The following is a 12,840-nucleotide window of genomic DNA, read 5'->3' as shown; positions in this document are numbered from 1 at the left end:
GTTAAGTCAACGCGGCTTTTTTATAACTGCTTTTACTATTGTGTTAGTAATTTCTCCCAAGCTTTGGCTTCTTTTTTAGAAGCGCCGCCAAGCAGATCCAGTGCTTGACGTAAGCGGTAACGGGTTAAATCTGGACCTAAAATTGCCATTGCATCCAATACGGAAACAGAACTAGCTTGACCAGTAATCGCAGCAAACATCAATGGCATAATATCGCGCAACTTGAGCTCCAGTAACTCGCCTGTGCTATTGATGCTGGCGGTAATACCCTCTTTATCCCATTGACGTAAGCCTTCCAGTGTCCACAGCACCAACTGCAGCACTTGCCGCACTTGATCGTTGCTGAGCTTTTTATGGGCAAACAACTCGGGTGTCAGCGGTACAGCGCCAGAGAAGAAAAACCCAGCCAAGGGTGCAATCTCACTCAGGGTTTCAACTCGACCTTGCACATGCGGGGCGATTTGCATCACATAGTCGGTGTTAAATGCCCACTGCCGCGCTGCATCGGCAAACTGCTCGACGCTCAGCTCACGCAGCCACTGACCATTAAGCCAGGATAGTTTTTCTACGTCGAAAATGGGCCCGCCCAAGGACACTCGATTGATATCAAAATGTTCAATCATTTCAGCCAGAGAGAACTTCTCGCGCTCATCCGGCATCGACCAGCCCATACGCCCCAAATAGTTGAGCATCGCTTGCGGCAAATAACCCATGCGCTCATAAAAGTTAATTGAGGTTGGGTTTTTACGCTTAGACAACTTGCTTTTATCTGGGTTACGCAGCAGCGGCATATAGCATAAAACCGGTTGCTGCCAACCAAAGTACTCATACAGCTTAATCAGCTTGGGTGCAGACGGCAGCCACTCTTCTCCGCGTAATACGTGGGTAATGCCCATCAAATGGTCATCAACCACGTTCGCTAAAAAGTAGGTTGGCAAGCCATCAGCTTTCATCAGCACTTGCATATCCATGCGATCCCAACCAATTTCAACTGTACCGCGCAGCATGTCATTGACCACGCAGACACCTTCGGTGGGTATTTTCATGCGAATCACGTGCGACTCACCAGCGGCAACGCGCTGTTGTGCCTGCGCTGGATCAAGGTGCGAACACAGGCCGTCGTAGGCAGGCGTCTGTTTGTCTGCCATTTGTTGAGCACGGACTTTATTGAGGCGCTCAGTGCTACAAAAGCACGGGAAAGCGTGACCCTTTTCAACCAGCAAATTAGCGTGCTCTTTATAAATAGTAGCACGTTCACTTTGTCGGTAAGGGCCATGCGGACCGCCAACATCTGGACCTTCATCCCACTCAATACCTAACCAGCGCAATGCATCAAAAATTTGTTGCTCAGACTCTTTGCTAGAACGCACCTGATCGGTGTCTTCAATACGCAGAATAAACTGACCACCGTGCTGACGAGCGAAACACATATTAAACAGCGCGATATAAGCCGTGCCAACATGCGGATCGCCAGTTGGTGAAGGTGCAATACGGGTACGTACAGGGGTCATATAGGATTACTCAACACTTAAAAATAGATATTTAAGCGCCCATCTTAGCAAATTCTAAGCTGTTCGCTCCAGTTCGACTCAGCTGCACGTCACTGTGCAGCGATTAAAAATCAATGCAAAACACCACTCTACATATCCAGCAGGCGCAAACGTAAGCGCTGCACCTCATCACGCATGTGTGCAGCCTGTTCAAACTCAAGGTCACGTGCCAACTGGTACATCTTTTCTTCCAGCAACTTAATCTGTTTGCCAATATCCTTGGGCGTGCGCAGCTGCTGATCATATTCAGCCGCTTGCTCTGCTGCGCGCGCTTGTGCTTTGCGTTTATTGCTGCGCGCGCCAGGCACCACCGCACCTTCCATAATGTCTTTAACACTTTTCTTCACGCCAATCGGGGTGATGTTGTGCTCGATATTAAAGGAAATTTGTTTTTCACGGCGGCGATTGGTTTCGCTAATCGCTCGCTCCATTGAGCCGGTCATGCGATCAGCGTACAAAATAGCCTTACCATTGAGGTTGCGCGCAGCACGACCAATGGTTTGAATCAGTGAACGCTCGGACCGCAAGAAGCCTTCTTTATCCGCGTCAAGAATGGCTACCAGCGCAACTTCTGGCATATCTAAACCTTCACGCAGCAAGTTGATCCCCACCAGCACATCAAACACGCCCATGCGCAGATCGCGAATAATTTCGACACGTTCAACGGTATCAATATCTGAGTGCAAGTAGCGCGCGCGTACATCGTGATCGGTTAAATATTCAGTCAGATCCTCTGACATACGCTTGGTCAAGGTCGTTACCAAAACACGCTCATCCGCGGCAATGCGCGCACTGATTTGCGAAAGTAAATCATCGACTTGAGTAAGAGCAGGACGCACTTCTATTTCTGGGTCAATCAAACCTGTTGGACGCACCACCTGTTCAACCACCTGCCCTGCATGCTCGGCCTCGTAATTGCCGGGTGTGGCTGATACAAAAATCGTCTGTGGACTCACCGCTTCCCACTCATCAAAACGCATGGGGCGGTTATCTAACGCGGACGGCAAGCGAAAACCATAATTAACCAGGTTTTCTTTGCGTGAACGGTCACCTTTATACATCGCACCAATTTGTGGCACAGACACGTGTGACTCATCGATAATCAGCAAAGCATTATCGGGCAAGTAATTATATAAGGTGGGCGGCGGCGCACCCGGTTTACCACCGGATAAATAGCGTGAGTAGTTTTCAATGCCGTTGCAGTAACCCAGCTCTAAAATCATTTCTAGATCAAAACGCGTACGCTGCTCTAAACGCTGCGCTTCCACCAGTTGATCATTGCTGCGTAAATATTCTAAGCGCTCAGCCAGCTCGACTTTAATGTTTTCCACTGCTTCCAGCAGGGTTTCACGTGGGGTAACATAGTGCGATTTCGGATAAAAAGTAAAACGCGGCAGCTTACCAATAACCTTACCGGTTAGAGGATCAAAAGCGCTGATGCTTTCCACTTCATCATCAAATAACTCAACCCGAATTGCTTCAAAATCAGACTCAGCGGGATACACATCAATCACATCACCACGCACGCGGAACGTGGCACGGGAAAAATCCACCTCGTTACGCGTGTATTGCAGATCAGCCAAACGTGCTAATAAGGTGCGTTGATCAATCCGATCACCACGATCCAAATGCACCACCATTTTTAAATAGCTATCGGGACTGCCCAAACCATAAATACAAGACACCGTGGCGACAATAATAACGTCGGGGCGCTCAAGTAAGGCCTTGGTGGCAGACAAACGCATCTGCTCAATGTGATCATTAATCGATGCGTCTTTTTCAATAAAGGTATCCGACGCTGCTACATAGGCTTCAGGTTGGTAGTAGTCGTAATAGGAAACAAAATATTCCACAGCATTGTGCGGGAAAAACTCTTTAAACTCGCCATACAGTTGTGCCGCCAAGGTTTTATTGGGCGCTAGAACAATTGCAGGACGTTGCACCTGTTGAATCACATTAGCAATGCTGAAGGTTTTCCCTGAACCTGTAACCCCATGCAGGGTTTGATGGGACAGGCCTGACTCAATACCTTCTACCAACTTAGCAATGGCTTCTGGCTGATCACCGGCGGGCTGAAACTGTGTGACAAGCTCAAAGCTCGACATGCAAACCTCTAATATCAGGCGCAATACAGCTGCGTATGAAGTAAAAAAGCTGTGTTATTGCGAAAAAAACATACATAGCTCGCTATAATACCTGTCGAATCGCGCTGCGTCTCGACGCAGTGTCTGTTAAGCTAACACCTTCATTCCACAACAATCGAGTTCTCTAAACATGAGCCTGTTCTCTGCCGTAGAAATGGCGCCACGCGACCCTATCTTGGGTTTGAACGAAGCTTTTAACGCCGACCCACGCCCCAATAAAGTCAACCTCGGTGTTGGTGTTTATTTCAATGAAGCTGGACGTATCCCTCTTTTAAAAGCTGTTGAGTTAGCCGAAAAAACCCGTGTTGATGCCCATGCACCACGTGGCTACTTGCCAATAGAAGGTCTAGGTACATACGACAGCGCCGTACAAAAATTATTATTTGGTGCTGAGTCTGAAATTGTTCAGTCAGGCCGCATTATTACCAGTCAAGCCATTGGTGGCACTGGTGCGCTAAAAATTGGTGCTGATTACCTCAAGCGTTTATTGCCTGATGCCGTTGTCGCCATCAGCAATCCAAGCTGGGAAAACCACCGTGCATTATTTGAAGGCGCAGGCTTTCCGGTGCAAACCTACAGCTACTACGATGCCAGCTTAGACGGTGTTGATATTGATGGGATGTTAGCTGATTTGCGTCAGATGCCTCGCCAATCAATCATTGTCTTGCATGCCTGCTGCCATAACCCTACAGGAGTTGACCTAACAGCCAAGCAGTGGCGTCAGGTGGTTGAAGTACTTAAGGAGTGTGGGCATATACCGTTTTTAGATATCGCCTACCAAGGCTTTGCTGAAGGCATTTATGAAGATGCTGCAGCTGTACGCTTATTTGCCGAATCTGGCATGCAATTTTTGGTTTCTAGTTCGTTCTCTAAGTCGTTCTCACTGTACGGTGAGCGCGTCGGTGCGTTGTCTATTGTTACAGAGTCTAAAGAGCAAGCCGGACGTGTACTCTCGCAACTCAAGCGCGTGATTCGTGTCAACTATTCCAACCCGCCGACACACGGTGCAAGTGTTGTTGGTTTGGTGCTCAATACGCCTGAGCTCAATGATTTATGGCAGAAAGAACTCAAAGAAATGCGCGAGCGTATTTTATTAATGCGCAAGCTGATGGTTGAGCAATTGGCTGCCAAGGGTGCAAAAAAAGACTTCAGCTTTGTTGCTGCACAACGCGGTATGTTCTCTTACACCGGCCTAACTACAGAGCAAGTGGATCGTTTACGTGATGAGTTTGGCATTTATGCGGTTGGCACAGGGCGTATCTGTGTTGCAGCATTAAACTTGAATAATATCGATGCGGTAACTGACGCTATTGTGCAGGTGTTGTAAGATTTTTTTACTTTATCTGCGTTAAGCGCATTGAGCCCCTTTAAAAGCCAGAGTCTGTTAATGATTCTGGCTTTTTTATATGTTGGATAATCTTGTTGAAGTTGTGTGGAATAGCGTACTTCAGGGTTGGTTTTTATCCGTCGATGAGCCCGCCAGTGTTCAATTCCAGCGCGTGCAGATACTACTTGATGCTTTTAACTGCTTTCTTGTTGAGGTTGTGTGGCATAGCGTACTTCGGAATTGGTGTTTATCCGTCGATGTGCCCGCCAGTTTTCAATTCCAGCGCGTGTAGATACTACTTGATGCTTTTAACTGTTTTCTTGTTGAAGTTGTGTGGCATAGCGTACTTCGGAATTGGTGTTTATCCGTCGATGAGCCCATCCGGGGCTCAACTCCGGCGCGTGCCATCCTTGGCACGCTTGTCACACCAACCCCGAAGCACTCGTTGATCAAAGGCGTTGTTAGCATGATTTACATAGGGCTCGTCTGTTTCTGCAAATTTTTAAGTTAACTGTGTGAATTGCTGTTTCACTTTCCCATTCACAATACTGAAAATGGCCAGGCACACTCTGTATCAGCACAACACTCTGCTTTAAAAGAGCCATGCTACAAAATCGAAAACAACATCAATGATCAATAGCAGTGTGCGGGTGTTGTGGCGAGCGAAGCCAGGGATGGCGTAGCGCCCGCATCACGCCAGGAAGGCGTGTTAAGGGAAGAACAACACTTGCACGCTGCGGCATGCGTTAATTTTGCTTGCTGATTTTCATTGCTGCTTTACTTATCATTGCGTGGCATACCGTGCTTCGGAATTGGTGTTTATCCGTCGATGAGCCCATCCGGGGCTCAACTCCGGCGCGTGCCATCCTTGGCACGCTTGTCACACCAACCCCGAAGCACTCGTTGATCAAAGGTGTTGTTAGCATGATTGATATAGGGCTCGTCTTTTCTGCAAGTTTTTAAGTTAACTGTGTGAATTGTTGTTTCACTGTCACCATTCACAATACTAAAAATGGCCAGACACACTCTGTATCAGCACGACACTCTATTTTAAAAGAGCCATACTACACACTTGATAACAACATCAATGATCAATAGCAGTGTGCGGGTGTTGTGGCAAGCGAAGCCAGGGATGGCGCAGCGCCCGCATCACGCCAGGAAGGCGTGTTAAGGGAAGAACAACACTTGCACGCTGCGGCATGCGTTAATTTTGCTTGCTGATTTTCATTGCTGCTTTACTTATCATTGCGTGGCATACCGTGCTTCGGAATTGGTGTTTATCCGTCGATGAACCCATCCAGGGTTCAACTCCGGCGCGTGCCATCCTTGGCACGCTTGTCACACCAACCCCGAAGCACTCGCTGATCAGCGGTGTTGTTATTAAGATTGATATAGGGCTCGTCCGTTTCTGAATACATTGAGTTTGAATGCGAGTTTTTAGAAGATTAGCAAACCACACCAATAATCAATACTCTTGCTTCAAAAGCGCCATGCTACAGAATCGAAAACCACAGCAATGATCAATAGCAGTGTGCGGGTGTTGTGGAACTGATGACTAGAAACTCACGACTACGCAATTATGCGTTTTTCTCATCTTCTCTGCTGTGCCAGACTCTCAAAATGTAAATAGCACCGGCGGTAATTAGATATCGAACGGTGTAAGCACCAACATATAAATCTCGAATTCTTTCAGGATCGGGCGCATTTATAACCGGCAAACCAATTTCAGGAAATTGCTTTAACCTAGAAACCCCTTCTTGAAGATCAATTGCGATTCTTCGAGCTGCATAAGGATTTTTAACTTCTACAAACTCGACAACCCGATGAAGATCTTTAAGCGATTCCGGGGAATACTCAACCTCTAGCATTTCGGTGGATCTTTGCGCTCACCTGTACCCCAGCTATTTAACCAAGCATTAACATCCGCCTCGGCAATAGTATTACCTGATTTAATCGACTCTAGAGCCTCTAGTGTATCCGCCCACCTAGACTCCTCTAGTGACTGCCTAGCTATAAACTCTTTAATTGCTTGATTGATCAAATAATTTTTGCTTCGATCTAGCTTGTTAGCTAGCGATTCAAGTGGCTTATCAATGCCATCTGCTAGCCGAATGCTTGTAATACTCATTGAAATGTCCTCTAATATTTACTTGTAATACATCTTAGTACATGTATGAGCTCTGAGCTAGCGTGATTTATAAAACCTGTGTGAGGCAAGTTGATAGCTGCACCAATTGTTCCAGAAAGTTTTTTATTTGAGGTGCGCTGGTCATTGCGTGGCATACCGTACTTCGGGGTAGGTGTTTATCCGTTAGTTTTTAACAACTCATGCGTGGCATATCGTACTTCGGAATTGGTGTTTATCCGTCGATGAACCCATCCTGGGTTCAACTCCGGCGCTCACCATCCATGGCTCGCTTGTCACACCAACCCCGAAGCACTCGTTGATCAAAGGCGTTATTAGCATGATTGATATAGGGCTCGTCTGTTTCTGAAGCCCTCTAGTTGACTGTGTGGATTGTTGTTTCACTTTCGCCATTCACAATACTAAAAATGGCCAGACACACTCTGTATCAGCACGACACTCTGCTTTAAAAGAGCCATGCTACACACTTGAAAACAACATCAATGATCAACAGCAGTGTGCGGGTATTGTGGCAAGCGAAGCCAGGGATGGCGTAGCGCCCGCATCACGCCAGGAAGGCGTGTTAAGGGAAGAACAACACTTGCACGCTGCGGCATGCGTTAATTTTGCTTGCTGATTTTCATTGCTGCTTTACTTATCATTGCGTGGCATAGCGTGCTTCGGAATTGGTGTTTATCCGTCGATGAGCCCATCCGGGGCTCAACTCCGGCGCGTGCCATCCTTGGCACGCTTGTCACACCAACCCCGAAGCACTCGTTGATCAAAGGCGTTGTTAGCACGATTGATATAGGACTCACCTGTTTCTGCAAATTTTTAAGTTAACTGTGTGGATTGTTGTTTTACTTTCGGTACTCACAATATTAAAAATAACCAGAAATACTGTATATCAACAAAGCAAACTGCTTTAAAAGAGCCATGCTACACACTTGAAAACAACATCAATGATCAACAGCAGTGTGCGGGTGTTGTGGCAAGCGAAGCCAGGGATGGCGTAGCGCCCGCATCACGCCAGGATGGCGTGTTAAGGGAAGAACAACACTTGCACGCTGCAACATGCACAGATCATGCTCATTGATCTTGCTTCAAAAGAGTCATGCTACAAAATCGAAAACCACAGCAATGATCAACGAATACTGTGGGGGTGACGTGGCAAGCGAAGCCAGGGATAACGCAGCGTCCGAATCACGCCAGGATGGCGTGCTAAGGGAAGAACAACACCTGCACGCTGCAACATGCACAAATAATTTCTGCACTCAAAAGAAACCTACACAAATTCAGCCAACAACACAGTGTCAGTCACTCTAGGCACAAAAGTCCAAATACACTGCGCATTAGGCGTTAATACACTAAATGATAGCGCTGGATCAGGTACTTTTTGAAATCTTTCACCACCGACAGCGCATCACGCAACAACTGCCGCTCAAGCGCAGTCAGTTGTTTGATATTAATTTCATTCGGAGTCTCATCAAACTCCGCAGGATCAGGATTGTAGCGCTCCATTTGTTGCTGCAAACGCACCTGCACAAAATAACTCAACGCCTCAGCCAAGTTATCCGCCAATTCCTTCTGCAATACACCGCGCTCAACCAGCACCTCTAAGCGTTTGAACGTATTGGTATCCGACACCTTGTTTTCCAAAGCTATACTGCGCACACCATGCACAATTGGAAAAACACCAGCCTTCTTAATATCCAATCCTACACTATCTTTCAAACGCCCAAAAAACGTCAAAGGCGTATCAAAACGCAACGATGCCTTAGCAAAATGGGCAAAGAAAATCTCATTATCCTGCACGCGACGAAAGAAGCTATTGCGCGCCACTTTAAATAAGGCAGCATTACCTGCCACCGGCTTACTATCACTGGCAATCGCCAAATTCATAGTCGCCTCACCATCAAAGCTTTGGCTCCAACGCGTCAGTTTCTCTGCCCATTGTTTAGTTGAATTCACCCACTCAGGATTCGACACCATAATGTTGCCTGGACACGGTGGAAAACCAAACGAAATCAATGTCTCAGTGAATTTATTCATCACCTCTTGCATTTGCGGCCAATCTAAACCATCGCGATAAATCAAACCATTATCCTGGTCAGTTTTCATAATCTGCTCACCACGACCCTCAGACCCCATCACAATAAAACACACATGAGGGTGTACTTCTCGCGGCACAATCAAATCAAACAACTTACTCAAAATGCGGCTGTTAAGCGCTGACAATAACTCCATGACAAAGCGGGTTTTAACCCCTGTAGAAATCAATCCTTTAATCAAATCGGCTAAGCCCAACGATGCCTCGCGCAACTCAGCTACGGTCTGTGCGCGCTCGACCCGCAAGCCAATCACATGCGAATTGCTAGAAAAATGGCTCAATACATCAGTCAGCTCAACCACACCGACAAGTGTACGCTTGGCATCCATCACTACAACACGCTCAATACGCTGCTGAGTCATAATAATCAGCGCATTAAACAAATAGTCATCTGGATGAATACTAATCAAGCGATAACTGGCAACTTGTGACACATCGGTTGTGAATGGCAAGTGCTGAATAATTGCCGCATCCAACAAATCCGTACCTGTCACCATCCCATAACGATTCCCTTTTTTTGCCAACAAACAGTCAGCTTTATGCTCACGCATCAAGCCTGTTGCTTGCTCTATTGAAGTACCTTCCTCAACAATTAAAGGCTCTCGAATCGAGATATCGACAACACGCGCCAACATAAAATCGGCCATATCAGAATTGGATGTGTGCTGGGCAATGATTTCGCGCTTAGCCGTGAGGCTTCGCTGAAAATAATCGGCAAACAGCGAATTGCTGTCAATTAATTCAAGTAGCGTTTCTGTAGGAATCAAGTGGCAGATCGTGGTTTCCACAGCGATAAAGTTATGAATTGCTTCACCATTAAACACCGACCAACTGCCAAAATACTCGCCTGTTTGATAATGCATAAAGGCAGACTGCTGCTGCATCAATTGCTCATCGGTATGCGATCCAGACTCACTCTCAGCAACACGGCCTTGGTGAATAACGAACACACCTTCTGATGGTTTACCTGCGGTAATCAGGGCTTGCAAAGGCTGAAATTCTTTATACTGAACACGACTCAGTAACAGTGTTTTTTCAGCCTCAGTTAATACGCTAAAAGGTATTTGATCAACGTTGAAAGAAACTCGCATAAATGCAACCCCTACTACCAAGTCAAATCAAGTAACCTCTAGCCTGCCGCTCAAGTCCTGAAAACGCTATGCTCATTTAGACGTAGAGCAGACTGCCTTAAATAACACACTGTCTCGATCTACATTTGACGGACGCTTAGACAATGCCTTGTGCTCATCCGATACTGCGATCATCTGTGCCTCGCTACAATTGAGGACATAATTTTGGTGGGTAACCACATCAATATATTTCTTCTCAAAACGGTACTCAATAAATTCAACTAGCGTGAAGCCATCAATATTTTTCACGTTTAAATTTTTTGTATCAACCACGGTAAATGCGATTGTCATGGGGTAAATATACGTCCATGGTCGCCAAAACATTTCACCTTTCTGACTCGATGTCACTATTGCACCTTCAGGCTGGCGCGAGCTTTGATGATCAAACCAACTGTATTCAAAGTAAATCTGATAACCCAGCATACCGATGCCTGCAAGTGCAGGAATAATCCACTTGGGTAGTCTTTGTCTAGATATTGAACGCAGCAAAAAAGCAATGCCTGCGGCGCCCAACCCTGCACTAAATACTGCAACTAAATGCCAAATCATACGTATCTCTTCTTCTTATAAAAAAACGGGCCTCAATCAAGAAGCCCGTTGCGTGACGCGAACCTCTGCAGTTAATACTACAGAGGTTTTGCCTGATCTTTAATGATCAACTGCAGCGCCGGCACCTTTAGGTGAACGCACACTCTCAACCAAGTCTTGAATGTGTTGTGGTGTTTCAGCTGTGAAGCTACACACAGTGTAAGCCACTGCGAAGTTAATCACCGCACCAACCGCACCGAAAGACAGAGGCGAAACACCCATGACCCAATGCTCTGGTGTGTTAGGCAGCATCGCCGTGCTAGAGATGAAGAACCAACCTAAGTAGGTGAAGATATACAGCAAGGTACAAGCTAGACCAGCAATCATGCCAGCAATCGCGCCTTTATCGTTCATCTTCTTAGAGAAGATTCCCATCATTAGTACAGGGAAGAGTGACGCGCCAGCAATACCGAACGCCAGTGCCACAACCTGCGCAGCAAAGCCTGGGGGATTAAGCCCTAACCAAGTTGCACCTAGAATCGCGACTGCCATGGAGATCCGTGCAGCTAACATTTCACCTTTCTCTGAAATGTTTGGATTGATGGTTTTCTTAATCAAGTCATGACTGATCGCTGAAGAGATCGCCAGCAACAAACCTGCTGCTGTTGATAACGCCGCCGCAATACCACCGGCTGCAATCAGACCAATCACCCAAGCAGGTAAGTTAGCAATTTCAGGGTTAGCCAATACGATGATGTCATTGTTAACCGTCAGCTCATTACCCGCCCAGCCACGTAACTCAGCATCGGCAGCAAATTTCTCGTTCTGATCATTGTAGAACTGAATCTGGCCGTCGTTGTTCTTATCTTCAAAGGTGATTAGACCCGTTTGCTCCCAAGTTTTCATCCACACTGGACGATCTTCATAGTCAAGTGAGTCAGTCAGGATTTGGTCATAGTCAGCTTTATCAACCACTTGTACTGCTGAGTCCGGATAAACGGTGGTCAGCAAGTTCAAGCGCGCCATAGATGCTACAGCTGGAGCAGTTAGGTACAGCAGTGCAATAAACACCAGTGCCCAACCCGCGGACCAACGTGCATCAGCAACTTTAGGTACAGTGAAGAAGCGAATGATTACGTGTGGTAGACCCGCAGTACCGACCATCAAGGACAAGGTGAACAGCACCATGTTCAAGTGATTTGGCACATCTGCAGTATAGTCACGGAAACCAAGCTCAACCAATACTTCAGTCAGTTTCTGTAACAGTGGCACACCTGACTCGACGTGCGTGCTGTACATACCAAACATTGGAAGTGGGTTATTGGTCAGTTGCAGTGAGATAAATACCGCAGGAATGGTGTAAGCAATAATCAGCACCACATACTGCGCAACCTGCGTGTAAGTAATACCTTTCATGCCGCCAAATACTGCGTATAGGAAAACGATCACAGCAGCGATCCAGATACCTGCTTCACTGCTCACCTCTAAGAAGCGCGAGAAGGCTACACCAGCACCGGTCATTTGACCGATAACATAGGTAACAGAAGCAAGAATCAAGCAAATTACTGCCAGCAAACGCGCTGTACGGCTGTAGAATCGCTCAGCAATAAAGTCAGGTACTGTGAACTTACCGAATTTACGTAAGTATGGCGCAAGTAGCATCGCCAAAATTACATAACCACCGGTCCAACCCATTAAGTAGGCAGAACTAGCGTAACCGGTTGCCGCAATAATACCCGCCATCGAGATGAACGATGCAGCTGACATCCAGTCAGCGGCTGTTGCCATACCATTGGCAATTGGGTGAACACCACCACCTGCAACATAGAACTCTTTTGTTGAACCCGCGCGCGCCCAGTAGGCGATACCGATGTAGAGGATAAAGGAGCCCCCCACAAACAGCATATTGATCATAAATTGACTCAT

The 12,840-nt window shown here is 46.7% G+C and carries 8 protein-coding genes; 1 reads left to right on the top strand and 7 read right to left on the bottom strand.

All coding sequences use genetic code 11. The annotated features are described in order from the left end of the window. Positions 1 to 35: 35 nt before the first annotated feature. Positions 36 to 1,511: a glutamate--tRNA ligase gene (gene gltX / locus FXF61_RS05565; RefSeq protein ID WP_151184332.1), complete on the bottom strand. Its 1,476-nt coding sequence runs from the start codon at positions 1,509 to 1,511 to the stop codon at positions 36 to 38. A 128-nt stretch (positions 1,512 to 1,639) separates the two neighbouring features. After that, entirely contained in the window at positions 1,640 to 3,655 is a 2,016-nt protein-coding gene (gene uvrB / locus FXF61_RS05560; protein WP_151184331.1) for an excinuclease ABC subunit UvrB, read from the bottom strand. 169 nt (positions 3,656 to 3,824) lie between these two features. Between uvrB and FXF61_RS05555 the strand changes: the two genes are divergently transcribed. Continuing rightward, positions 3,825 to 5,021, top strand: coding sequence for an amino acid aminotransferase (locus FXF61_RS05555; protein WP_151184330.1), 1,197 nt, complete (start codon positions 3,825 to 3,827; stop codon positions 5,019 to 5,021). Between the two features lie 1,577 nt (positions 5,022 to 6,598). On the opposite strand, the gene FXF61_RS05550 is transcribed toward FXF61_RS05555, so the two are convergent. From FXF61_RS05550 to FXF61_RS05530, 5 genes are all read right to left on the bottom strand, one after another. Continuing rightward, positions 6,599 to 6,889, bottom strand: coding sequence for a type II toxin-antitoxin system RelE/ParE family toxin (locus FXF61_RS05550; RefSeq protein ID WP_151184329.1), 291 nt, complete (start codon positions 6,887 to 6,889; stop codon positions 6,599 to 6,601). Further along, on the bottom strand, positions 6,883 to 7,149 hold the full coding sequence (locus FXF61_RS05545; protein WP_151184328.1) for a CopG family ribbon-helix-helix protein: 267 nt from the start codon (positions 7,147 to 7,149) through the stop codon (positions 6,883 to 6,885). Before FXF61_RS05545 ends, FXF61_RS05550 begins: the two co-directional genes overlap by 7 nt. A gap of 1,356 nt (positions 7,150 to 8,505) precedes the next feature. Beyond that, positions 8,506 to 10,347, bottom strand: coding sequence for a DUF294 nucleotidyltransferase-like domain-containing protein (locus FXF61_RS05540; RefSeq protein WP_151184327.1), 1,842 nt, complete (start codon positions 10,345 to 10,347; stop codon positions 8,506 to 8,508). 72 nt (positions 10,348 to 10,419) lie between these two features. Further along, positions 10,420 to 10,935, bottom strand: coding sequence for a hypothetical protein (locus FXF61_RS05535; RefSeq protein ID WP_151184326.1), 516 nt, complete (start codon positions 10,933 to 10,935; stop codon positions 10,420 to 10,422). Positions 10,936 to 11,034: 99 nt separating this feature from the next. Further along, a complete protein-coding gene (locus tag FXF61_RS05530) occupies positions 11,035 to 12,840 on the bottom strand; it encodes a sodium:solute symporter family protein (RefSeq protein WP_151184325.1) in 1,806 nt (601 codons plus the stop codon).

Source organism: Pseudomonas sp. C27(2019) (assembly GCF_008807395.1).
Taxonomy (GTDB): Bacteria; Pseudomonadota; Gammaproteobacteria; order Pseudomonadales; family Pseudomonadaceae; genus Denitrificimonas.
Note: the sequence above shows the minus strand (reverse complement) of the source record. Positions and strands in the feature narration are given on the sequence as shown.

Bases quoted from the DNA above. Each gene is read 5' to 3' on its own strand.
- FXF61_RS05545 (WP_151184328.1), bottom strand. From the start codon at position 7,149: ATGAGTATTACAAGCATTCGGCTAGCAGATGGCATTGATAAGCCACTT.
- FXF61_RS05530 (WP_151184325.1), bottom strand. From the start codon at position 12,840: ATGAGTCAATTTATGATCAATATGCTGTTTGTGGGGGGCTCCTTTATC.
- FXF61_RS05540 (WP_151184327.1), bottom strand. From the start codon at position 10,347: ATGCGAGTTTCTTTCAACGTTGATCAAATACCTTTTAGCGTATTAACT.
- FXF61_RS05535 (WP_151184326.1), bottom strand. From the start codon at position 10,935: ATGATTTGGCATTTAGTTGCAGTATTTAGTGCAGGGTTGGGCGCCGCA.
- uvrB (WP_151184331.1), bottom strand. From the start codon at position 3,655: ATGTCGAGCTTTGAGCTTGTCACACAGTTTCAGCCCGCCGGTGATCAG.
- FXF61_RS05555 (WP_151184330.1), top strand. From the start codon at position 3,825: ATGAGCCTGTTCTCTGCCGTAGAAATGGCGCCACGCGACCCTATCTTG.
- gltX (WP_151184332.1), bottom strand. From the start codon at position 1,511: ATGACCCCTGTACGTACCCGTATTGCACCTTCACCAACTGGCGATCCG.
- FXF61_RS05550 (WP_151184329.1), bottom strand. From the start codon at position 6,889: ATGCTAGAGGTTGAGTATTCCCCGGAATCGCTTAAAGATCTTCATCGG.